Source organism: Citrobacter tructae (genome assembly GCF_004684345.1).
Classification (GTDB): Bacteria; Pseudomonadota; Gammaproteobacteria; order Enterobacterales; family Enterobacteriaceae; genus Citrobacter; species Citrobacter tructae.
Genome location: NZ_CP038469.1, coordinates 1,463,640 through 1,486,070, shown reverse-complemented (window position 1 = coordinate 1,486,070; position 22,431 = coordinate 1,463,640). Strand labels below are relative to the sequence as shown.

The 22,431-nt window shown below is 51.4% G+C and carries 21 protein-coding genes; 17 read left to right on the top strand and 4 right to left on the bottom strand.

Going from position 1 to position 22,431, the window contains the following annotated elements:
* Positions 1-16 precede the first annotated feature (16 nt).
* Entirely contained in the window at positions 17-1,438 is a 1,422-nt protein-coding gene (locus E4Z61_RS07890) for an MFS transporter (protein ID WP_135322287.1), read from the bottom strand.
* A gap of 128 nt (positions 1,439-1,566) precedes the next feature.
* On the opposite strand from E4Z61_RS07890, the gene E4Z61_RS07885 reads away from it, so the two are divergent.
* Positions 1,567-1,818 (top strand): DUF2766 family protein, encoded by a 252-nt coding sequence (locus E4Z61_RS07885; RefSeq protein ID WP_135322286.1) that lies wholly within the window; start codon positions 1,567-1,569, stop codon positions 1,816-1,818.
* An 80-nt stretch (positions 1,819-1,898) separates the two neighbouring features.
* Here the strand turns inward: E4Z61_RS07885 and E4Z61_RS07880 are convergent, their stop codons facing one another.
* Positions 1,899-2,402, bottom strand: a complete 504-nt coding sequence (locus tag E4Z61_RS07880; RefSeq protein WP_135322285.1) for a non-heme ferritin-like protein — start codon at positions 2,400-2,402, stop codon at positions 1,899-1,901.
* Between the two features lie 812 nt (positions 2,403-3,214).
* On the opposite strand from E4Z61_RS07880, the gene E4Z61_RS07875 reads away from it, so the two are divergent.
* From E4Z61_RS07875 to otsA, 5 genes are all read left to right on the top strand, one after another.
* Complete coding sequence (locus E4Z61_RS07875; protein WP_135322284.1) at positions 3,215-4,204, top strand: arabinose ABC transporter substrate-binding protein; 990 nt, start codon at positions 3,215-3,217, stop codon at positions 4,202-4,204.
* A 65-nt stretch (positions 4,205-4,269) separates the two neighbouring features.
* Entirely contained in the window at positions 4,270-5,784 is a 1,515-nt protein-coding gene (araG, locus tag E4Z61_RS07870) for an L-arabinose ABC transporter ATP-binding protein AraG (protein ID WP_135322283.1), read from the top strand.
* 14 nt (positions 5,785-5,798) lie between these two features.
* Positions 5,799-6,785, top strand: a complete 987-nt coding sequence (gene araH / locus E4Z61_RS07865; RefSeq protein ID WP_135322282.1) for an L-arabinose ABC transporter permease AraH — start codon at positions 5,799-5,801, stop codon at positions 6,783-6,785.
* A gap of 301 nt (positions 6,786-7,086) precedes the next feature.
* Entirely contained in the window at positions 7,087-7,890 is an 804-nt protein-coding gene (otsB, locus tag E4Z61_RS07860) for a trehalose-phosphatase (RefSeq protein WP_135322281.1), read from the top strand.
* Positions 7,865-9,286, top strand: coding sequence for an alpha,alpha-trehalose-phosphate synthase (gene otsA, locus E4Z61_RS07855; RefSeq protein WP_135322280.1), 1,422 nt, complete (start codon positions 7,865-7,867; stop codon positions 9,284-9,286). Before otsB ends, otsA begins: the two co-directional genes overlap by 26 nt.
* A gap of 17 nt (positions 9,287-9,303) precedes the next feature.
* On the opposite strand, the gene uspC is transcribed toward otsA, so the two are convergent.
* On the bottom strand, positions 9,304-9,732 hold the full coding sequence (uspC, locus tag E4Z61_RS07850) for a universal stress protein UspC (RefSeq protein ID WP_135322279.1): 429 nt from the start codon (positions 9,730-9,732) through the stop codon (positions 9,304-9,306).
* Between the two features lie 794 nt (positions 9,733-10,526).
* On the opposite strand from uspC, the gene flhD reads away from it, so the two are divergent.
* The 6 genes from flhD (at position 10,527) to cheW (ending at position 15,942) form a co-directional block, all read left to right on the top strand.
* On the top strand, positions 10,527-10,868 hold the full coding sequence (gene flhD / locus E4Z61_RS07845; protein WP_137399382.1) for a flagellar transcriptional regulator FlhD: 342 nt from the start codon (positions 10,527-10,529) through the stop codon (positions 10,866-10,868).
* Complete coding sequence (gene flhC, locus E4Z61_RS07840; RefSeq protein ID WP_135322278.1) at positions 10,865-11,449, top strand: flagellar transcriptional regulator FlhC; 585 nt, start codon at positions 10,865-10,867, stop codon at positions 11,447-11,449. The genes flhD and flhC overlap by 4 nt, the downstream gene beginning before the upstream one ends.
* Before the next feature lie 125 nt (positions 11,450-11,574).
* Positions 11,575-12,462 carry a flagellar motor stator protein MotA gene (gene motA / locus E4Z61_RS07835; RefSeq protein WP_135322277.1) on the top strand — a complete coding sequence of 296 codons (888 nt, stop codon included), beginning with the start codon at positions 11,575-11,577 and terminating at the stop codon, positions 12,460-12,462.
* Positions 12,459-13,388 carry a flagellar motor protein MotB gene (gene motB / locus E4Z61_RS07830; protein WP_135322276.1) on the top strand — a complete coding sequence of 310 codons (930 nt, stop codon included), beginning with the start codon at positions 12,459-12,461 and terminating at the stop codon, positions 13,386-13,388. The genes motA and motB overlap by 4 nt, the downstream gene beginning before the upstream one ends.
* 4 nt (positions 13,389-13,392) lie before the next feature.
* A complete protein-coding gene (gene cheA / locus E4Z61_RS07825; protein WP_135322275.1) occupies positions 13,393-15,417 on the top strand; it encodes a chemotaxis protein CheA in 2,025 nt (674 codons plus the stop codon).
* Between the two features lie 21 nt (positions 15,418-15,438).
* Positions 15,439-15,942 (top strand): chemotaxis protein CheW, encoded by a 504-nt coding sequence (cheW, locus tag E4Z61_RS07820; protein ID WP_115258791.1) that lies wholly within the window; start codon positions 15,439-15,441, stop codon positions 15,940-15,942.
* A 69-nt stretch (positions 15,943-16,011) separates the two neighbouring features.
* Here the strand turns inward: cheW and E4Z61_RS07815 are convergent, their stop codons facing one another.
* Positions 16,012-17,271 carry a dicarboxylate/amino acid:cation symporter gene (locus E4Z61_RS07815; protein WP_135322274.1) on the bottom strand — a complete coding sequence of 420 codons (1,260 nt, stop codon included), beginning with the start codon at positions 17,269-17,271 and terminating at the stop codon, positions 16,012-16,014.
* Between the two features lie 265 nt (positions 17,272-17,536).
* Here E4Z61_RS07815 and tar point away from each other — a divergent pair, with 265 nt between their 5' ends.
* From tar to cheZ, 5 genes are all read left to right on the top strand, one after another.
* Positions 17,537-19,198 (top strand): methyl-accepting chemotaxis protein II, encoded by a 1,662-nt coding sequence (gene tar / locus E4Z61_RS07810; protein WP_135322273.1) that lies wholly within the window; start codon positions 17,537-17,539, stop codon positions 19,196-19,198.
* 153 nt (positions 19,199-19,351) lie between these two features.
* The gene (gene cheR, locus E4Z61_RS07805; RefSeq protein WP_135322272.1) at positions 19,352-20,224 is read left to right on the top strand and encodes a protein-glutamate O-methyltransferase CheR; all 873 of its coding nucleotides are present in this window, start codon (positions 19,352-19,354) and stop codon (positions 20,222-20,224) included.
* Positions 20,221-21,270, top strand: a complete 1,050-nt coding sequence (gene cheB / locus E4Z61_RS07800) for a protein-glutamate methylesterase/protein glutamine deamidase (protein WP_115258787.1) — start codon at positions 20,221-20,223, stop codon at positions 21,268-21,270. The genes cheR and cheB overlap by 4 nt, the downstream gene beginning before the upstream one ends.
* 16 nt (positions 21,271-21,286) lie before the next feature.
* The gene (gene cheY, locus E4Z61_RS07795; RefSeq protein ID WP_135322271.1) at positions 21,287-21,676 is read left to right on the top strand and encodes a chemotaxis response regulator CheY; all 390 of its coding nucleotides are present in this window, start codon (positions 21,287-21,289) and stop codon (positions 21,674-21,676) included.
* Positions 21,677-21,689: 13 nt separating this feature from the next.
* Positions 21,690-22,334, top strand: coding sequence for a protein phosphatase CheZ (cheZ, locus tag E4Z61_RS07790; protein ID WP_135324904.1), 645 nt, complete (start codon positions 21,690-21,692; stop codon positions 22,332-22,334).
* The last annotated feature ends 97 nt before the right edge of the window (positions 22,335-22,431 follow it).

Below are 22,431 nucleotides of genomic sequence, written 5' to 3'. Positions count from 1 at the left end.
CGTAGGCTGTCCGGGCTTATTTGTTCTTGTTTGACACCGCACTTCCCGCGTCGCGGGTCAGTCGTAGCGTATCTACCATGCCAGTCAGGCAAATAATGGCAATTGCTACAAAAGCCAGACGGAAGCTAATGCCGGGTATATTGTCCAGCGCCAGCCACTCGCTGACCTTATCGCCAATTCTGATACCAATTGCCGCCAGCGAAATCCCTAACCCCACCGCTAATTGTGTGGCCGTGCTGAACAGCGTATTGGCATAGCTCATCTGCGGTGCGGGGACATCTGCGAAGGCCAGCGTGCTGACGCCGGTAAACTGGATCGAACGGAACACGCCACCCAGATACAGCACCAGTAAAATAACCCACACCGGCGTTTGCGGGGTAATCAACGCGCAAGCCAGAAGCGCCAGCACGTTCAACGCACCGTTTATCAACAGCAACTTCTTAAAGCCCAGCCAGCGTATCAACGGCGTAGTGGCGGGTTTAATTGTCAGATTGCCGACAAACACTGCCAATACCAGCGAGCCAGCATGAAAGGCGTTCATGCCAAACCCCACCTGAAACATTAACGGCAGCAGAAAGGGAACGGCGCTGATAGACGCGCGAAACAGCGATCCGCCGAACATGGTGACGCGAAAGGTGGGGACACGTAGAGCATCCAGACGAATCATCGGCCAGGCGGCATGGCGAAAATGGCGCAGGGCAAACAGGAAGGTGATTATCCCAAGCGTGAGCAGCCCTGCAGTCAACCAGCCTTGCGGTTGCTGCGATCCCAGTAACTCCATGGCATACACCAGGCTGACCATGGCGACAGAAGTGGCAATAAAGCCGGGGGTGTCGAATGGACGGCGTTCGTCGTCATGAATGTCGGGGATGAAGCGTAACGCCAGGGTTATTGCCAGTAATCCCAACGGGACATTAATAAAGAAAATCCAGCGCCAGTTGGCGTAGCTGGTGATAAACCCGCCGAGCGGTGGGCCGATGATGGGAGCGACTAATGCCGGCCAGGTCAGAGTAGCAATGGCGGTAATTAACTGGTGTTTTGGCGTGGTACGCAGCACCGCGAGGCGACCGACAGGTACCATCAACGCGCCGCCCACCCCCTGTAAGATACGCATTGCCACAAAGCCTTCCAGGCTGGTGGCTAACCCGCATAGTATTGAAGCAAGGGTAAAGATGACCAGCGCCAGGCTAAATACCTTGCGCGCGCCGAAGCGATCGGCAATCCAGCCGCTGGCGGGAATCAGAACCGCCAGGGTGATCAGATAGGCGCTGATGCCAATGTTCAGATCGACTGCCGGCACGCCAAAGCTTTTCGCCATATCGGGCAGGGCGGTGGCGATGACCGTGCCATCGATAAACTCCATAAAAAAAGCCCCGGCAACGAGCAAGGCCGCCGGGGAGATGCCACGTTTATTCTCAACCGCTAAATCGTTACTCATGTTGTGCTTGCCATCTCAAAGGAAATCACGGGATCTTTTTTTATTTTCAGCGCAGCCGTAATGACGGCACCGCTATCGTTTCGCGCGCTGAATGGGTACTATGGCGACCTTTCTATAAGGAGCTCACTATGTCCCAAACACTGAATGCCGATCAGGAACTGCTCTCGGACGTTGTTGCCTGTCAGCTGGTTATCAAGCAAATTCTGGATGTCATTGATGTTATTGCCCCGGTAGAAGTGCGGGAGAAAATGTCCAGTCAGCTGAAAAGCATCGATTTTTCTAGTCATCCAGCGGGGGCCGATCCGGTGACGATGCGCGCAATTCAAAAAGCCGTTGCGTTGATCGAACTGAAATTCACCCCGCAGAGTGAGTCTCACTAAAATAAACCGTTGTTTCAGGTTTTAGAAAGGTTTTTTTGCGCCTCTCGGAAAGGGAGGCGCAGATTGGGTGATGCCAGGTATTAGTGCTGCTGGTAATTAACCACGTTTAGCAGGTGCTTATCCGTTTGCGCCATGCACAGCCCGGCGCGTTTGGCACTACGCACCTCATCAAGAATCGTTTGTAACAGCACGCCATCCTGCTGCTGTTCTTTTTCCAGATCATGAAGAAAATCAACGGTTGGGGCATCGTTCAATGCTTCCGCTTCGTTCGTTAAGCGTGACAGCGTGCTGGCTCGCTGTTGATATTCGTCCAGCGTTTTTTGAAATAACTCTTCAAGGCAAGTCATCTCATTGCCAGGTACGTCGATGGCTTTGACAATGGGGTTGGCACCCGCGCTTTTCATAAAATTAAACACGCGCATCATTTGCGTGACGTTACTCTGTGCCTGGGTGCGCAGAAACATTGCGGTGCCGGTCAGACTGTGCTCATAGCACCATTCGCTGAGGTGAAGGTAGAGGTTTGATGCGTAAAACTCAAGGTTCATTTGGGTGTTGAGTTTATGAACAATTCCAACTGCAGCCATATCAATATCCTTATTTCCAGAAAGGGAAATGTACGTTACTCACGTCAGTACAACGGGCTGTCGTTGCACTTCACATCTACGTACACGTAATACTGTTAGCAGAATAAATCCGTTCCGCCGGTCCTTTGTGTGATCAATGAGGCAATTCTATGCCGATCACAAATAATCATAGCGGTAGCCCGGACATAAGAAAATCCTTAAATCCACGCATTTATGTTTTTTTACATATTGTCATAAGGGTATTTTCAGATTTAACATTTCTATGCATAAAAAATAATCATGTAACTAACTGATTTTTAATTTATTAAAATAATAGGATTTCGTTTTCATATAGCGAAATTAAATTTCATTGCAAGGTCTCTTCACGTTGGTACTGATTATCTGCAGCATTTTGGCGTCAGATCATTTTAATGAATGCCATTAATCAAACGCATAAATAATTCGGCATTCATTGTTTTATTTGTGTGGATAAATCGAAGTATTAGGTATGAAAAAGGCCTACGTTCTCGAATGCCTTGTATTCGGGAACAAGGATTCACTGGCTGAGCTTATGGACTAATCTGCTACATCTCATTTTCCCCGTCGAAAAAAACACGTTTTTTTATGTCATTTCCCACTGAATTTATGTACGCAATTACTGTAATTCTGTGGTGTGATGCCGCTCTCTTATGGAGAATCAATTTCCCGCTACAACTACTCTCAGCACTGGCATTGATCTTATTAATAAAAGGTAATGCCTTGTTTTACGTCCGAATTACAAAAAATCGTCTGATTTTACCCTACATAAAAGAACGTTAAAGCTGGAGTTAACCATGCACAAATTCACTAAAGCGCTGGCAGCCATCGGTCTGGCTGCCGTTATGTCACAATCCGCTATCGCTGAATCCATGAAGCTCGGTTTCCTGGTCAAGCAGCCAGAGGAACCTTGGTTCCAGACTGAATGGAAATTTGCGGATAAAGCCGGTAAAGATCTTGGTTTTGAAGTGATTAAGATTGCTGTCCCAGATGGTGAGAAAACCCTGAATGCCATCGACAGCCTTGCGGCAAGTGGGGCGAAAGGGTTCGTTATTTGTACGCCGGACCCCAAACTCGGGCCTGCGATTATGGCTAAGGCGCGTGGCTACGACATGAAAGTAATCGCCGTTGATGACCAGTTTGCCAACGCCAAAGGTAAACCGATGGACACCGTGCCGCTGGTGATGATGGCGGCAACAAAAATTGGTGAGCGTCAGGGGCAGGAATTGTACAAAGAAATGCAAAAACGCGGTTGGGATGTGAAATCTTCCGCCGTGATGGCGATTACCGCTAACGAACTGGATACCGCGCGCCGTCGTACATCCGGCTCAATGGAAGCACTCAAAGCTGCGGGCTTCCCGGAAAAACAGATCTATCAGGTTCCCACCAAATCCAATGATATCCCCGGCGCATTTGACGCCGCGAACTCTATGCTGGTTCAGCATCCTGAAGTTAAACACTGGCTGATTGTCGGGATGAACGACAACACCGTACTGGGCGGCGTACGCGCGACTGAAGGGCAGGGCTTTAAAGCACCGAACGTGATTGGGATTGGCATTAACGGTGTCGATGCCATTAGCGAACTGTCTAAAGGCGAAGCGACCGGATTCTACGGCTCACTGCTGCCAAGCCCGGACGTACATGGCTACAAATCCAGTGAAATGCTCTACAACTGGGTGACGAAAGGCGCTGAGCCACCGGCATTTACTGAAGTGACGGATGTGGTGTTGATCACTCGCGATAACTTCAAAGAAGAGCTGGCGAAAAAAGGTTTAGGCGGCAAGTAATACTCAATGCCGGATAAGAGCTGAACATTTCTTATCCGGCAACAGATTAGATTCACGGAGACGTTATGCAACAGTCTACCCCGTATCTCTCATTTCGTGGCATTGGCAAAACCTTCCCTGGCGTTAAGGCGCTGACGGATATTAGTTTCGACTGCTTTGCCGGTCAGGTGCATGCACTGATGGGTGAAAATGGCGCCGGGAAATCAACATTATTAAAAATTCTCAGCGGTAACTATGCGCCAACGACGGGATCTTTGGTGATCCGTGGCCAGGAGGTTTCGTTTGCCGACACCACCACCGCGCTGAACGCCGGTGTCGCCATTATTTACCAGGAGCTACACCTGGTACCGGAAATGACCGTCGCCGAGAATATCTACTTAGGCCAGCTTCCCCACAAGGGCGGGATTGTGAACCGCTCGTTGTTGAATTACGAAGCTGGTTTGCAGTTAAAGCATCTGGGGATGGACATCGATCCGGCCACGCCGCTGAAATATCTCTCCATCGGTCAGTGGCAAATGGTGGAGATTGCAAAAGCGTTGGCGCGTAACGCCAAAATTATCGCTTTCGATGAACCTACCAGCTCTCTTTCCGCAAGGGAGATTGAAAATCTGTTCCGCGTCATTCGCGAATTGCGCAACGAGGGACGCATCATTTTGTATGTTTCGCACCGCATGGAAGAGATCTTCGCTCTCAGTGATGCCATTACCGTATTTAAAGATGGTCAGTACGTTAAGACGTTTACGGATATGCAGCAGGTTGATCACGAGGCGCTGGTTCAGGCCATGGTGGGGCGTGACCTTGGTGATATCTACGGCTGGCAATCCAGACCGTATGGTGCTGAACGTCTGCGCTTGCATGAAGTTAAAGCGCCAGGCGTGCGCACGCCGATCAGTTTATCGGTACGCAGCGGTGAAATCGTCGGGCTGTTTGGCCTGGTTGGGGCCGGTCGTAGCGAACTGATGAAAGGATTGTTTGGCGGGACGCGGATCACCGAAGGCCAGGTGTTTATTGATGATAAGCCGATTGATATCCGTAAACCCAGCCACGCGATTGAAGCAGGCATGATGCTGTGTCCGGAAGACCGCAAAGCTGAAGGGATTATTCCGGTCCATTCGGTGCGTAACAACATCAACATTAGCGCCCGGCGTAAGCATGTTCTGGGCGGATGCCTGATCAACAACAGCTGGGAAGAAACCAACGCTGACCATCATATCCGCTCACTCAACATTAAAACGCCGGGCGCAGAGCAACTGATCATGAACCTCTCCGGGGGAAATCAGCAGAAGGCGATTCTTGGCCGTTGGTTGTCGGAAGATATGAAGGTGATTTTGCTTGATGAGCCAACGCGCGGCATTGATGTGGGCGCGAAGCATGAAATTTATAACGTTATTTATGCCCTGGCGGCGCGCGGTGTTGCCGTGTTGTTTGCCTCCAGTGACCTGCCGGAAGTTCTCGGTGTCGCCGACCGTATCGTGGTGATGAGAGAAGGTGAAATTGCCGGTGTGTTGCTTCACGAACAGGCGGATGAGCGTCAGGCGTTGAGCCTTGCTATGCCTAAAGTCAGCCAGGCTGTAGCCTGAGTAAGGAGAGTATGATGTCTTCCGTTTCTACATCGGGTTCTGGCGCAGCCAAATCAGCGCTAAATCTTGGCAGAATTTGGGATCAGTACGGGATGCTGGTGGTTTTTGCCGTGCTGTTTCTCGTGTGCGCCCTCTTTGTGCCAAACTTTGCCTCTTTTATTAATATGAAGGGGCTTGGACTGGCGGTTTCCATGTCGGGTATGGTTGCGTGTGGGATGCTGTTTTGCCTGGCTTCCGGTGACTTTGACCTCTCCGTCGCGTCTGTGATTGCCTGTGCAGGGGTCACGACTGCGGTGGTCATCAATATGACCGAAAGTCTGTGGATTGGCGTCGCTGCTGGGCTGCTGCTGGGCGTTCTTTGCGGCCTGGTGAACGGTTTTGTCATTGCACGTTTAAAAATAAACGCGCTGATTACCACTCTTGCGACCATGCAGATTGTGCGCGGCCTGGCCTATATTATCTCTGACGGTAAAGCGGTCGGTATCGAAGACGAACGCTTCTTCGCCCTCGGCTACGCTAACTGGCTGGGGCTGCCTGCTCCTATCTGGTTGACTGTTGGTTGCTTCATTATTTTTGGCTTACTGCTGAATAAAACTACCTTTGGGCGTAACACGCTGGCCATCGGCGGTAATGAAGAGGCTGCACGTCTGGCGGGGGTTCCGGTTGTCCGCACCAAGATCATTATCTTCATCCTTTCCGGTCTGGTATCGGCCGTCGCAGGGATTATCCTGGCGTCGCGTATGACCAGTGGTCAGCCAATGACGTCTATCGGCTATGAGCTGATTGTGATTTCAGCGTGTGTGCTGGGGGGCGTTTCGCTCAAAGGCGGCATCGGAAAAATCTCATATGTAGTGGCTGGGGTACTGATCCTCGGGACGGTGGAAAACGCGATGAACTTGCTGAATATTTCTCCGTTCGCCCAGTACGTCGTGCGTGGCTTAATCCTGTTGGCGGCGGTGATCTTCGACCGTTACAAACAAAAAGCGAAGCGCACCATTTGATGATTTAACGCCCAACTTTTTAGTCTAGCTTCTCTCTATCGCCAGCCGCTATACCGGCTGGCGATTGTTTTTGCAAATGGCGAGCCTGGTCACACTGTCTATACTTATACCCGTCATACCCATCATACTTCACGCTGCATGTGCGTTGGCTACGTTCACTCACCCCAGTCACATAGTTACCTATGCTTCTGGAGATTCACTCACTTGCCGCCTTCATGTAACTCGAATTATTTTGGGTATAAACATCCTATCTTCGGCGCGATCCGCGCGTCGCACAGACAATGATAAGGAGGAGAACCGGGTGACAGCATCGCGAACCGTACCCCCTGAACTACCCGCAAACTGTGCTTATTTTTTTGATCTCGATGGAACACTGGCTGAGATCAAGCCGCATCCCGATCAGGTCATCGTTCCGCAGACGATCCTGCAGTTATTACATTGCCTCGCGACGCACAATGCGGGAGCACTGGCATTGATTTCAGGGCGCTCAATGGCTGAACTTGACGCACTCACGCAGCCTTTTTGTTTTCCGCTTGCCGGAGTTCATGGAGCCGAGCGTCGCGACATCAATGGTCACACCCACATTGTGAGTCTTCCTCAGAACGTTGAACGTGACATTAGCGCGTTATTGCAGGCAGCGCTGGCAGGTTTACCCGGTACGACGCTGGAAACAAAAGGCATGGCGTTTGCTCTGCATTATCGACAGGCTCCGCAGCATGAAGCCGCGCTGCTGGCGTTGGCGGAACGCATCACGCGCAGATGGCCGCAGCTCGCCCTGCAGCCAGGTAAATGTGTGGTCGAGATAAAACCTAAGGGCACGAACAAAGGCGAAGCGATTGCCGCATTCATGCAGGAAGTGCCTTTTGCCGGACGCCTTCCCGTTTTTGTCGGTGATGATTTAACGGATGAATCGGGTTTCAGTGTGGTAAACCGCGCTGACGGTGTTTCCGTGAAGGTGGGGAGCGGCGCGACCCAGGCGATGTGGCGTCTGGCTGGTGTAACGGACGTCTGGCGCTGGCTGGAGCAGATCAACTGTCCACAGCAAGAACAAAAAGTAACGAATGACAGGAGTGATGACCATGAGTCGTTTAGTCGTAGTCTCTAATCGAATTGCCTCACCGGATGACAAAGGTAGTGCTGGCGGCCTGGCGGTTGGCGTGCTGGGGGCATTGAAAACGGCAGGTGGGTTGTGGTTTGGCTGGAGCGGTGAGATCGGTAATGAAGACAAACCGTTAAAAAAAGTCACCCGCGGCAATATCACCTGGGCATCGTTTAATCTGTGTGAGCAAGATTACGAAGAGTATTACTGCCAGTTTTCGAATGCCGTCTTATGGCCTGCCTTTCACTATCGTCTGGATCTGGTACAGTTTCAGCGTCCGGCATGGGAAGGTTATCAGCGGGTCAATACATTATTGGTCGATAAACTGCTGCCCTTACTTAACGATGACGACATCATCTGGGTTCATGATTACCATTTATTACCGTTTGCCAGTGAACTGCGTAAACGTGGCGTGAATAATCGTATCGGTTTTTTCCTGCATATTCCTTTCCCGACGCCGGAGATATTCAACGCGCTGCCCCCACATGATGTGTTGCTTGAGCAATTGTGTGATTTTGACTTACTGGGATTCCAGACTGAGAACGATCGTCAGGCTTTTATCGACGCGCTGAGTGTACAAACCCGGGTAACCACGCGCGGCGACAATCATCATCAGGCCTGGGGCAAGGTATTCCGTACCCAGGTCTATCCTATCGGTATTGCGCCCGATGAAATTGCCCGCCAGGCGGCCGGGGCACTGCCGCCGAAAATGGCGCAGCTCAAAGCCGAGCTAAAAAACGTGAAGAATATATTTTCGGTTGAGCGACTGGACTACTCCAAAGGCTTGCCGGAGCGATTTCAGGCCTATGAGGCACTTCTGGAACGTTACCCTCAGCATCACGGTAAAATTCGCTATACCCAAATAGCACCGACATCGCGTGAAGAGGTGCAGGCTTATCAGGATATACGCCACCAACTGGAGACGGAAGCAGGGCGCATCAACGGTAAATACGGGCAACTGGGGTGGACGCCGCTCTATTATTTGAATCAGTATTTTGATCGTAAATTGCTGATGAAGATATTCCGTTATTCGGATGTCGGGCTGGTGACGCCATTGCGGGATGGGATGAACCTGGTTGCCAAAGAGTTCGTGGCTGCGCAAGATCCCGCCAATCCAGGCGTGCTGGTGTTATCGCAATTTGCCGGGGCAGCGCATGAACTGACCTCAGCGCTGATTGTTAATCCTTATGACCGGGATGATGTCGCGGGCGCATTAAACCGCGCGTTAACCATGCCGCTTGCCGAACGTATATCCCGCCACGCCGAGATGCTGGAAATTATCGTTAAAAATGATATCAACAACTGGCAGGCGCGTTTTATTCGCGATTTAAAAAAGGTCACGCCGCGTCAGGCTGAAAGTCAGCCGCACGACACCGTGGCTGACTTTCCAAAACTGGCCTGACGGCGAGTATATAGCTATTAATCACCCGCCAGCGGTACCAGTAACACATCGACCTGACTCGCGCTGACAACGCTTTTCGCGGAGCAGGATGCTCGCGAAAAGAAGCTGTGGTTATGGTTGCCATAAATGACGAGATCGACGGCGTGTTTGCGGCAGATATCCAGAATATGTTCGTTGAGTGCCCCATAGGTAATAAAGGTGTGCTCAATGGGGTACTGCGCCTCATGGGTGAGCTTGTCGATAAAATTCTGCGTCTCTTCTTGCATTACATCACGCAGGTCCTCCAGCATGGGGGCCGCGAACTGGTTATACAGCTCGGGATCCGAGACCAGGGTTACCAGGCTAATACGGGCGTTGACAGGACGAGCGATAGAAACGGCTTTTGCTAACAGCTGGTGGCTTTCGGGGGTGGCGGCAACCGCGACAAGAATGTGCGTGTAGCTCATAACTCGCTCCTTAAATACAAGAATTATGAGAGGAAGTTTAGCGTTACTCCAGGTTCCACCATACTGCAACGTTTCATGCGGCAATAGTGTGAATGTCATCATGATTATTCATTAATTATTCTTATAAATAGAATAATCACATCACATAAGCTGAAAATTCATTCAGCGGATTTAAGTGAAACTCCTGGCTAATGAAAACAATGTGTTAATAAAAAATAAACAAAAATTAACATTTGGCATATCGTTACGGCGCGGTATTAATTAATTGAGCTGAATGTTTAAATTGTTGTTTCTAAAGAGATAAATTTAAATGACAGTTTATTGTAAATCTGTGATCCAGCTCGTTATTTCTTTGTGTGATATTAACTGCTGTAAACAAAAGACGATTCGCTTTTAATGCAAGAATATTCACAGGCATGGAATCGAAAGCAAAAGCGGATGCTCATAAAACAATCAAAATAAAAGCGGTGCTGATGGATTTATGTTAAACGTTCATTCAATTTATGTGATCTACATCACATATTCTTCAAATTCGCAGCATGGCTCCGTTGTATGTGTAACTGACGGCGGGTAGAGTTGCGTCGAATTAGGAAAAATCTTAGTCATTTGTAAGAATTGATGTGAGCTTGTAAGGAACGCGGCCTTCTTAAAAAGGGATGTTTACACAACGCGTAAATGCCGTAACGTTGCTATGTATTTGACCTTTTGCTTTTTTTTTACCGGGCCTTCCCGGCGACATCACGGGGTGCGGTTCTACCGCATAAAAATAATGTTGGTTATTATGGATGCAAATAATGCATACATCCGAGTTGCTGAAACACATTTATGACATAAATTTGTCATATTTATTGCTTGCACAGCGTCTAATCGTTCAGGACAAGGCTTCCGCGATGTTTCGCCTTGGTATCAGCGAAGAGATGGCGGACACGTTGGGAACATTAACCCTTCCTCAAATGGTCAAACTGGCGGAAACAAACCAACTGGTATGCCATTTCCGTTTTGACGATCATCAAACGGTTACCCGCCTGACGCAAGACTCCCGCGTCGACGATCTTCAGCAAATTCACACAGGTATCATGCTTTCAACGCGTCTGTTAAGCGACATCAATGATGCGGCGCGTAAGAAAAGGGCTTGATGATGAGCGAAAAAAGCATCGTTCAGGAAGCGCGTGATATCCAGTTAGCCATGGAATTAATCACACTGGGCGCCCGTTTGCAAATGCTGGAAAGCGAAACGCAACTCAGCCGTGGTCGCCTCATCAAGCTGTATAAAGAATTACGCGGTAGTCCTCCGCCGAAAGGGATGCTTCCTTTTTCCACCGATTGGTTTATGACGTGGGAGCAAAATATTCATGCTTCTATGTTTTGCAATGCATGGCAATTTCTTCTTAAAACGGGCCTGTGCAGCGGCGTAGATGCCGTTATTAAAGCGTATCGTTTGTATCTTGAACAATGTCCGCAACCGGCTGAAGGGCCGCTACTCGCTTTAACCCGCGCGTGGACGCTTGTCCGTTTTGTCGACAGCGGATTGTTAGAACTGTCTACCTGCAACTGCTGCGGCGGAAATTTTATTACCCACGCGCACCAGCCCGCAGGCAGCTTTGCTTGCAGTTTATGTCAGCCGCCATCGCGCGCCGTAAAAAGACGTAAACTTTCCCAGAATGCTGCCGATATTATTCCACAACTGCTGGATGAACAGATCGAACAGGCTGTTTAACTGATACGGTGTGGATAGACACTCCAGCAGCGGTAAGCGATTACCGCTGCTTTTTTTTGTCCTGACCTTTGAGTTAACTGCCCGACTGCGCATCCTGTCATAGTCAATTGCGTAAGGATGATATCGTGCTGATCTTATTAGGTTACCTGGTTGTTATTGGTACAGTTTTCGGCGGCTATATGATGACCGGCGGACACCTTGGGGCACTCTATCAACCGGCTGAGCTGGTGATCATCGGTGGCGCGGGTATCGGGGCATTCATTGTCGGTAATAACGGCAAAGCCATTAAGGGGACGATGAAAGCGATCCCCATGCTCTTTCGTCGTTCAAAATACACCAAAGCCATGTATATGGATCTGCTGGCGCTGCTGTATCGCCTGATGGCCAAGTCACGTCAGCAGGGCATGTTCTCGCTTGAACGCGATATCGAAAATCCCAAAGAGAGTGAAATCTTCGCCAGCTATCCACGCATTCTTGCGGATGCCGTGATGCTTGATTTTATTGTCGATTATCTGCGTCTGATCATCAGCGGCAACATGAACACGTTTGAAATTGAAGCGCTGATGGACGAAGAAATTGAAACGCATGAGAGTGAGTCGGAAGTCCCGGCCAACAGTCTGGCGATGGTCGGTGATTCATTACCGGCTTTCGGTATCGTGGCGGCCGTTATGGGTGTTGTTCACGCCCTGGCTTCCGCCGATCGTCCGGCGGCTGAGTTGGGTTCACTGATTGCGCATGCGATGGTGGGGACATTTCTCGGTATTTTATTGGCCTATGGATTCATTTCTCCTCTTGCCAGCGTTTTGCGTCAGAAAAGCGCTGAAACAACCAAAATGATGCAATGCGTGAAGATAACCCTGCTTTCCAACCTGAATGGCTACGCTCCGCCGATTGCCGTCGAGTTTGGTCGTAAGACGCTGTATTCCAGCGAACGTCCGTCGTTTATCGAACTGGAAGAACATGTTCGTGCGGTGAGAAACCCAACTGCGCAGCAAACGACCGAGGAAGCATGAAAAATCAGGCCCATCCCATTATCGTCGTCAAACGACGTAAACATAAAAGTCACGGTGGTGGGGCGCATGGTTCATGGAAAATTGCCTACGCCGACTTTATGACTGCGATGATGGCCTTCTTTCTGGTGATGTGGCTCATTTCCATTTCCAGCCCGAAAGAACTGATCCAGATTGCCGAATATTTCCGTACGCCTCTGGCCACCGCGGTCACCGGTGGAAATCGAATTTCAAACAGCCAAAGTCCGATCCCTGGTGGGGGAGATGATTACACCCAACAGCAAGGGGAAGTGAACCGGCAGCCGAATATCGACGAGCTGAGAAAACGCATGGAGCAAAGTCGCCTGAGTAAATTACGCGGCGACCTGGACCAGCTTATTGAGTCCGATCCTAAGCTGCGCGCGCTGCGTCCGCATTTGAAGATTGATTTGGTGCAGGAAGGGCTGCGTATTCAGATTATCGACAGTCAGAACCGCCCGATGTTTAAGACCGGGAGCGCCGAGGTTGAACCGTATATGCGCGATATCCTGCGGGCAATTGCGCCGGTTTTGAACGACATCCCTAACCGAATCAGCCTGTCCGGTCATACGGATGATTATCCTTATGCCAACGGTGAGAAAGGCTATAGCAACTGGGAATTGTCGGCTGACCGCGCCAACGCCTCGCGCCGCGAACTGGTTAGCGGTGGTCTGGACACGGGAAAAGTATTACGGGTGGTAGGCATGGCCGCCACGATGCGTCTGAGCGATCGCGGTCCTGAGGACGCCATCAACCGCCGTATAAGTCTGCTGGTGCTGAATAAGCAAGCAGAAGAGGCCATTTTGCATGAAAACGCTGAAAGCCAGAATGAGCCGGTAAGTGTCTTACAACAGCCAGCGGTTGTTCCGCCGGCAAGCGTTCCCACATCGCCACCAGCCAATCCGAGGTGATAGCGTGAGCATGGATATTAGCGATTTTTATCAGACCTTTTTTGATGAAGCTGACGAACTGTTGGCTGACATGGAGCAGCACCTGCTTGATTTGGTTCCTGAATCTCCAGATTCTGAGCAACTGAATGCCATTTTTCGTGCGGCGCACTCGATTAAAGGCGGGGCGGGCACCTTCGGCTTTACTATTTTGCAGGAAACGACCCATTTAATGGAGAACCTGCTGGATGAAGCGCGGCGTGGTGAGATGCAGCTCAATGCCGACATTATCAACCTGTTTTTGGAAACAAAAGATATTATGCAAGAACAGCTCGACGCCTATAAAAGCTCTGAAGAGCCGGATGCCGCCAGCTTTGAGTACATTTGTCATGCGCTACGACAGTTAGCGCTCGAAGCAAAAGGCGAAACCGCACCAGCGGTCGTCAACCCTGCCAAACTGAGCGTTGTTGACGGCACGACGATGCAGGAAGAGACGATTGCGCAGGAAACTGCCACCCCTGACGAAGTTAAAAAACGAATTGTCCTCTCGCGTCTGAAGGCCGGTGAAGTGGATTTACTGGAAGAAGAACTGGGGAACCTGGCGACCTTAACGGATGTGGTCAAAAGTAGCGATACGCTATCGGCAACGATCGAGGGTGACCTCGCTGAAGATGACATCATTGCGGTACTCTGCTTTGTAATAGAAGCCGACCAGATTGAGTTTACCACCGTCGCCTCTGCCCCCGTTGAGGCGGTGACCGTGGTGGAAGAACCGCAGCCGGTTGCCGTTATCCCGGTGGTTAAAGCCGCCGCCAGCGAGCCGCCGCAGGGGCGCGTCGAGAGAGAAAAACCCGCACGGGCCAGCGAATCCACGAGTATTCGCGTAGCGGTTGAGAAGGTCGATCAACTGATTAACCTGGTCGGTGAACTGGTGATCACACAGTCGATGCTGGCCCAGCGTTCTAACGAACTGGATCCGGTAAACCATGGGGATCTCATCACCAGCATGGGTCAGTTACAACGTAACGCCCGCGATTTACAAGAATCGGTGATGTCGATTCGTATGATGCCAATGGAGTATGTCTTCAGTCGCTTCCCGCGTCTGGTACGCGATCTGGCGGGCAAACTGGGAAAACACGTTGAACTGACACAAATTGGTAGCTCCACCGAACTCGATAAAAGCCTGATTGAACGCATTATCGATCCGCTGACGCACCTGGTGCGCAACAGCCTCGACCACGGTATTGAACTGCCGGAAAAACGCCTCGAATCCGGGAAAAATCCGGTCGGCAACCTGACGTTGTCCGCTGAGCATCAGGGCGGAAATATTTGTATCGAAGTCACCGATGACGGCGCGGGACTGAACCGCGAGCGCATCCTGGCCAAAGCCATCTCGCAGGGCATGCCTATCCACGAAAACATGAGCGATGATGAAGTCGGCATGCTGATCTTCGCGCCGGGGTTCTCGACTGCCGAGCAGGTGACGGATGTCTCCGGTCGCGGTGTCGGGATGGATGTGGTGAAGCGAAATATCCAGGAAATGGGCGGGCATGTTGAGATCCAGTCGAAACAGGGACAGGGCACGACTATCCGGATTTTGCTACCGCTGACGCTGGCGATTCTGGACGGTATGTCCGTTCGTGTGGCGGATGAGGTATTCATTCTGCCGCTGAATGCGGTGATGGAATCGCTGCAACCTCGCGAAGAAGATCTCCATCCGTTGGCCGGGGGAGAACGCGTGCTCGAAGTACGTGGTGAATATTTACCGCTGGTTGAGTTGTGGAAAGTGTTTGAGGTTGAAGGCGCTAAAACCGAAGCAACTCAGGGCATCGTGGTGATTTTACAAAGCGCGGGACGTCGCTATGCGCTGCTGGTCGATCAACTCATTGGTCAACACCAGGTGGTGGTAAAAAACCTGGAAAGCAATTACCGCAAAGTGCCAGGCATTTCTGCCGCAACGATCCTCGGCGACGGCAGCGTCGCGCTGATTGTCGATGTTTCTGCATTGCAGGGGTTAAACCGCGAACAACGTGTGGCGATCACCGCCGCCTGATTGAGTGAGAAAGGGAATAATATGACCGGTATGAGTAATGTAACTAAACTGGCCGGCGAACCGTCAGGTCAGGAATTCCTCGTGTTTACGCTGGGGGATGAAGAGTACGGCATCGATATCCTGAAAGTGCAGGAAATCCGTGGTTATGATCAGGTGACGCGCATCGCCAATACGCCATCTTTTATTAAAGGGGTGACTAACCTGCGCGGTGTGATTGTGCCGATTGTTGATCTGCGCGTGAAATTCAGTCAGAGCGACGTTGATTACAACGAGAACACCGTGGTGATTGTGCTGAATTTGGGTCAACGCGTGGTGGGTATTGTGGTTGATGGTGTGTCAGATGTGCTGTCACTGACGACCGATCAAATCCGTCCGGCACCGGAGTTTGCGGTCACGCTGTCAACGGAATATTTGACAGGGCTGGGCGCTCTGGGTGACCGGATGCTGATTCTGGTGAATATTGAAAAGCTGCTGAACAGCGACGAAATGGCATTGCTGGATATTGCGGCAAGTCACGTAGCCTAACCGCTTCCGGCCTACAACGACGAGCTTTGTAGGCCGGATAAGCATCGCGCCATCCGGCATTATTACCTCTTAGGCTTCCCTTTCAACCAGCTCTGGTTCTTCCTCCAGTAAACCCTCATCCTGTGCCAGCATCGCGGTGGCGATCCCGTTGCCCAATACGTTAATCGCTGAGCGGCCCATATCCAGGAAGTGGTCGATACCCATCAATAACAGAATACCGGCGACCGGAATATTAAAGCTCGGAATCGTTGCCGCCAGCACCACCAGCGCTGAACGTGGTACGCCGGCAATCCCTTTTGACGCCAGCATTAACGTCAGCATCAGGACGGTGATTTCTGCGAAGGAAAGGTGAATGTTATAGGCCTGCGCAATAAACATCGACGCAAAAGAGCAGTACACCATCGAGCCGACCAGGTTAAATGAGTAGCCAATTGGCAGCACGAACGACACGATGTTGCGCGAGCAGCCAAATTTAGTGAGTTGCTCAAGCGTTTTAGGATAGGCGGCTTCAGAGCTGCTGGTGGTGAAGGCCACCAGCACCGGATCTTTCAGCATGCTGACCAGGCGGAAAACTTCTTTTTTCAACATGATATAACCGACCGCCAGCAGGACCAGGCAGGTCAGCAGAATCGCAACGTAGTAACCGCCGATGAAAGACGCATAGTTGAGCAGGATCCCTAAGCCCTGGGTGGCGATGACGGAGGAGATAGCGGCAAAAATTGCCAGCGGCGCAACATACATCACGTAGCCGGTTACTTTCAGCATAATGTGGGAGACCACATCCAGCGCGGCAACCAGCGGTGCGTTAAATTTCTCACCAAGTGAGGCCCCGCCAATACCGAAGAACATTGAGAACACCACGATTTGCAGGATCTCATTATTGGCCATCGCCTCGGCGATACTGGTCGGGATGGTGTGAGTGAGGAAACCTTTCAGGCTCATGCCGCTCACGGCGAGGCCTGTATCGGTTGCTTCCAGAGGAATGGCCAGGTTCAGACCGCTACCCGGTTGTTCAAGAGAGACCACGAATAGACCGACCAGGATAGACAGCACGGATGAACTGATAAACCAGAGCATGGCTTTGCCCCCGACGCGACCAATGGTAGATGTCTCTCCCAGTCGCATAATGCCGACGGTCAGCGTACTGAAGACTAACGGCGCAATAACCATTTTAATCAACCGCAAGAAAATGTCGGTGAGCAGCGTAATATTATCAGCCCAGGCGGTCACCACACCCGGTGAGGCCCAGGAGTGGATCACTGCGCCTGACAGGATCCCCGCCAGCATAAAGACCACGATGAACAACGTGAGTTTGTTTGCATTTGCCACTAAAAATCCCTCAGTGTTGATTTAACATTTATTTTTCAGCTACTCATTTTTTGTACTTATTAAGTGGTAGCAAAGCATTCATCATATAAATTGAATTAAAGCAGGGAGGGATACAACTTTTTTTAATTTTTTATCCATTTTGTTGTGCTGCCTGTGCATCCGTGTTTTTACGCTTCTCTTTCCTGCAGGATTTCCTTTTCGCAAACGTAAAGTTATTCGGGTGGATGCCGATAACAGTGATAACTCGTTTTCAGGAAGGTGCCTTATGTTTAACCGTATCCGCGTTGTCACAATGCTGATGATGGTGCTGGGGGTTTTCGCACTGCTACAGCTTGTTTCCGGTGGTCTGTTGTTTTCCTCATTGCAGCAGAATCAGCAAAGTTTTGTCATTTCTAACGATTTACGCCAGCAGCAAAGTGAACTCACCTCAACATGGGATCTTATGCTGCAAACGCGCATTAACTTGAGCCGCTCCTCTGCGCGCATGATGATGGATGCTTCTAATCAGCAGAGTAGCGCCAAGAACGATCTGCTGAAGAATGCGAAAGGTACGCTGGCGCAAGCGGAAACGCATTACGCAAAATTCAAGAACATCACACCGTTACCTGAGATGGCAGAAGCTAGTAGTAACGTAGATGAAAAATATCAGCAATATCATGCGGCGTTAACGGAGCTGGTACAGTTCCTGGAAAACGGCAATATGGATGCGTACTTCGCTCAGCCGACCCAGGGAATGCAAAACGCACTGGGTGAGGCTCTCGGGAAATATGCCAGCGTCAGTGAAAAACTCTACCTCCAGGCGTTTGATGAAAGTGCACGTGATTACCATTTTGCCCAATGGCAGCTTGGCATTCTGTCCGTAGTGCTGGTGTTGATTCTGGTGGTGGTGTGGTACGGCATCCGTCATACCTTGCTTAATCCTCTTGCTCGCGTTATTGCCCATATCCGGGAAATTGCCAGCGGTAACTTAACCACATCATTAACTGTCAGCGGTCGCAATGAAATTGGCGAACTGGCCAGTACGGTTGATCATATGCAGCGTTCGCTGATTGAAACGGTCACCCTGGTGCGCGAAGGTTCCGATGCGATTTATTCCGGTACCAGCGAAATCGCTAGCGGTAACACCGACCTTTCTTCACGCACCGAACAGCAGGCTTCTGCACTGGAAGAAACGGCGGCCAGCATGGAACAGCTGACGGCGACGGTGAAGCAAAATGCTGACAACGCTCGTCAGGCTTCTCAACTGGCGAAAAGTGCTTCCGATACCGCACAGCACGGCGGCAAAGTGGTTGATGGTGTGGTTAATACCATGCACGAAATCGCCGATAGCTCGAAGAAAATTGCCGACATCATCAGCGTTATCGATGGCATAGCCTTCCAGACTAATATTCTTGCGCTGAACGCAGCGGTCGAAGCCGCACGCGCCGGAGAGCAGGGCCGTGGTTTCGCCGTGGTGGCGGGAGAAGTCCGTAACCTGGCGAGCCGCAGCGCGCAGGCAGCGAAAGAGATCAAAGCACTGATCGAAGACTCCGTTTCAAGGGTTGATACCGGCTCGGTACTGGTTGAGAGCGCCGGGGAAACCATGAATGACATCGTCAATGCGGTGACCCGCGTCACCGATATCATGGGCGAAATCGCGTCGGCCTCTGATGAACAAAGTCGTGGCATCGACCAGGTTGCGCTTGCCGTGTCCGAGATGGACCGCGTGACGCAGCAGAACGCCTCGTTGGTGCAGGAGTCGGCCGCTGCGGCCGCCGCGCTTGAAGAGCAGGCCAGTCGTCTTACCCAGTCGGTGTCGGCTTTCCGCCTGGCTTCACGTCCACTGTCGGCTAAATCACGCGATGCACGACAAACTGAAACAGCAGCTTCCGTTTCACCCTCGCGCCCGCTAAACACTGAACCAGATAGCAATTGGGAAACATTTTAACCGGTAGCCAATACCGGATAATAAGTCGAACAGGCAGAGAATCTTTCTGCCTGATTCGTGTTTTTAAGCATGAAGAGCAAACCGTAACACAACACAAATTAGCGCAGCTGCCGGCTGTGCCCGTTGTATCCTGAATGTGATTGAGAAGGCGCTATGACATCATCTCTGCCCTCCGGGCAAACGTCATTATTGTTACAGATGACACAGCGCCTCGCGCTGTCTGACGCGCATTTTCGTCGGATATGTCAATTAATCTACCAGCGCGCGGGTATCGTGCTGGCCGACCACAAACGGGATATGGTTTATAACCGCCTTGTGCGTCGCTTACGTACCCTGGAACTGGATGACTTTGGTCGCTACCTCAGCATGCTGGAAGCCAACCAGAACAGCGCTGAGTGGCAGGCTTTTATTAACTCCCTAACCACCAACCTGACCGCTTTTTTCCGCGAAGGACATCATTTCCCGGTACTGACCGACCACGCGCGTCGGCGTGGCGGCGAATACCGTGTCTGGAGCGCGGCGGCCTCTACAGGTGAGGAGCCCTACAGTATTGCGATCACGCTGGCCGATACGTTGGGTATGGCACCGGGGCGCTGGCGCGTTTTTGCCAGCGATATTGATACCGAAGTGCTGGAAAAGGCCAGAAACGGCATTTACCGCCTCGATGAACTGAAAACGCTGTCGCCACAGCAGTTACAGCGTTATTTCATGCGCGGTACCGGACCGCATGAAGGGCTGGTGCGCGTGCGTCAGGAACTGGCGAGCCATGTTGAATTCTCGAGCGTGAATTTACTGGATAAAAAGTACAACGTGCCCGGTCCGTTCGACGCCATATTTTGTCGTAACGTCATGATCTATTTTGATAAAACGACACAACAGGACATTTTGCACCGTTTTGTTCCACTCCTGAAGCCTGATGGGCTGCTGTTTGCCGGTCACTCAGAAAACTTTAGCAATCTCGTGCGCGAGTTTAGCCTGCGCGGACAGACGGTGTATGCGCATGCGCCGGGTAAGGATAAATCATGAGTAAAATCAGGGTTTTGTCGGTCGATGACTCCGCATTGATGCGTCAAATCATGACTGAAATTATTAACAGCCACAGCGACATGGAAATGGTCGCAACAGCCCCCGACCCGCTGGTAGCCCGGGATTTAATCAAAAAATTCAATCCCGATGTCCTGACGCTGGATGTGGAAATGCCGCGCATGGACGGTCTCGATTTTCTTGAGAAGCTGATGCGTTTGCGCCCAATGCCGGTGGTGATGGTCTCTTCTCTGACCGGGAAAGGCTCGGAGGTCACGCTGCGGGCGCTGGAGTTGGGGGCGATTGATTTCGTCACTAAACCGCAGTTAGGGATCCGTGAAGGCATGCTGGCCTACAGCGAGATGATTGCCGAGAAAGTACGCACGGCATCCCGCGCGCGTCTGGCGGCGCATAAACCGATTGCTGCGCCGAAGACGTTAAAAGCGGTGCCGTTGCTCAGTTCTGAAAAACTGATCGCCATTGGTGCGTCGACCGGGGGAACGGAGGCGATACGTCATGTGCTGCAGCCGCTGCCGCTTTCCAGTCCGGCAGTGATTATCACCCAGCATATGCCACCCGGTTTTACCCGCTCATTTGCCGAACGTCTGAATAAACTGTGTCAGATCAGCGTTAAAGAGGCGGAAGACGGCGAACGTGTGCTGCCGGGTCATGCGTATATCGCGCCGGGTGACAAACATATGGAGTTGGCCCGCAGCGGGGCGAACTATGTGATCAAGATTCATGACGGGCCACCGGTCAACCGGCATCGGCCTTCTGTGGATGTGCTGTTCCATTCGGTGGCGAAACAGGCGGGGCGCAACGCCGTGGGCGTGATCCTCACGGGGATGGGCAACGATGGCGCAGCCGGAATGTTAGCAATGCACCAGGCGGGCGCCTGGACCATTGCGCAAAACGAAGCAAGTTGTGTGGTGTTCGGCATGCCGCGCGAGGCCATCAATATGGGTGGCGTGAGCGAAGTGGTCGATCTTAGCCAGGTAAGCCAGCAGATGCTGGCGAAAATCAGTGCCGGACAGGCAATACGTATTTAATGAGGAGCAGTATTTTATGGCGGATAAAGAGCTGAGGTTTCTGGTTGTGGATGACTTTTCCACCATGCGACGCATCGTGCGTAACCTGTTAAAAGAGCTGGGATTCAACAATGTTGAAGAAGCCGAAGACGGTGTGGATGCGCTGAACAAGCTGCAGGCAGGGGGATTTGGTTTTGTTATTTCTGACTGGAACATGCCGAATATGGACGGTCTGGAATTGCTGAAAACCATTCGTGCCAACGGTGGTATGTCCTCCCTACCGGTGCTGATGGTGACGGCTGAAGCGAAGAAAGAGAATATCATCGCGGCCGCACAAGCGGGTGCCAGTGGTTACGTGGTGAAACCTTTCACGGCGGCGACGCTGGAAGAGAAACTCAATAAGATCTTTGAGAAACTGGGTATGTGAGGGTGTGATGATGATGATGCAACCACAAATTAAACCTGTTGATGAAAATTCAGCAGGGGATATCATCGCGCGCATCGGTAGTCTGACCCGAATGCTGCGCGACAGCCTGCGTGAACTGGGGCTGGACCAGGCCATCGCTGAGGCGGCAGAAGCCATCCCGGATGCGCGCGATCGTCTGGATTACGTTGTGCAGATGACCGCACAGGCGGCAGAGCGTGCGCTGAACAGTGTAGAAGCTTCGCAGCCGCACCAGGATGCGATGGAAAAAGGGGCCAAAAATCTGAGCAAACGCTGGGATGAATGGTTCGAAAATCCGATTGAACTGTCTGATGCCCGTGAACTGGTCACCGATACTCGTCAGTTCCTTGGCGATGTCCCCGGACATACCAGCTTTACCAATGCCCAGTTGCTGGACATCATGATGGCGCAGGATTTCCAGGACCTCACCGGCCAGGTTATCAAGCGCATGATGGACGTCATTCAGGAAATTGAGCGTCAGCTATTAATGGTGCTGCTGGAGAACATCCCGGAGCAGGGTGCCCGTCCAAAACGCGAAAATGAAAGTTTGCTGAACGGCCCGCAGGTTGACACCTCGAAAGCTGGCGTCGTGGCAAGCCAGGATCAGGTTGACGACCTGCTGGATAGCCTCGGCTTCTGATATGTAAAGGCCGGATGTTGGGGATTAAACTTCTCATCCGGCTCATATGCTATTCAGCTTAAAGCCATAAACCCCGTCTTTTTTGCCGCTTACTCTC

Bases quoted from the DNA above. Each gene is read 5' to 3' on its own strand.
- E4Z61_RS07890 (WP_135322287.1), bottom strand. From the start codon at position 1,438: ATGAGTAACGATTTAGCGGTTGAGAATAAACGTGGCATCTCCCCGGCG.
- E4Z61_RS07885 (WP_135322286.1), top strand. From the start codon at position 1,567: ATGTCCCAAACACTGAATGCCGATCAGGAACTGCTCTCGGACGTTGTT.
- E4Z61_RS07880 (WP_135322285.1), bottom strand. From the start codon at position 2,402: ATGGCTGCAGTTGGAATTGTTCATAAACTCAACACCCAAATGAACCTT.
- E4Z61_RS07875 (WP_135322284.1), top strand. From the start codon at position 3,215: ATGCACAAATTCACTAAAGCGCTGGCAGCCATCGGTCTGGCTGCCGTT.
- araG (WP_135322283.1), top strand. From the start codon at position 4,270: ATGCAACAGTCTACCCCGTATCTCTCATTTCGTGGCATTGGCAAAACC.
- araH (WP_135322282.1), top strand. From the start codon at position 5,799: ATGTCTTCCGTTTCTACATCGGGTTCTGGCGCAGCCAAATCAGCGCTA.
- otsA (WP_135322280.1), top strand. From the start codon at position 7,865: ATGAGTCGTTTAGTCGTAGTCTCTAATCGAATTGCCTCACCGGATGAC.
- uspC (WP_135322279.1), bottom strand. From the start codon at position 9,732: ATGAGCTACACGCACATTCTTGTCGCGGTTGCCGCCACCCCCGAAAGC.
- flhD (WP_137399382.1), top strand. From the start codon at position 10,527: ATGCATACATCCGAGTTGCTGAAACACATTTATGACATAAATTTGTCA.
- motB (WP_135322276.1), top strand. From the start codon at position 12,459: ATGAAAAATCAGGCCCATCCCATTATCGTCGTCAAACGACGTAAACAT.
- cheW (WP_115258791.1), top strand. From the start codon at position 15,439: ATGACCGGTATGAGTAATGTAACTAAACTGGCCGGCGAACCGTCAGGT.
- tar (WP_135322273.1), top strand. From the start codon at position 17,537: ATGTTTAACCGTATCCGCGTTGTCACAATGCTGATGATGGTGCTGGGG.
- cheR (WP_135322272.1), top strand. From the start codon at position 19,352: ATGACATCATCTCTGCCCTCCGGGCAAACGTCATTATTGTTACAGATG.
- cheB (WP_115258787.1), top strand. From the start codon at position 20,221: ATGAGTAAAATCAGGGTTTTGTCGGTCGATGACTCCGCATTGATGCGT.
- cheY (WP_135322271.1), top strand. From the start codon at position 21,287: ATGGCGGATAAAGAGCTGAGGTTTCTGGTTGTGGATGACTTTTCCACC.
- cheZ (WP_135324904.1), top strand. From the start codon at position 21,690: ATGATGCAACCACAAATTAAACCTGTTGATGAAAATTCAGCAGGGGAT.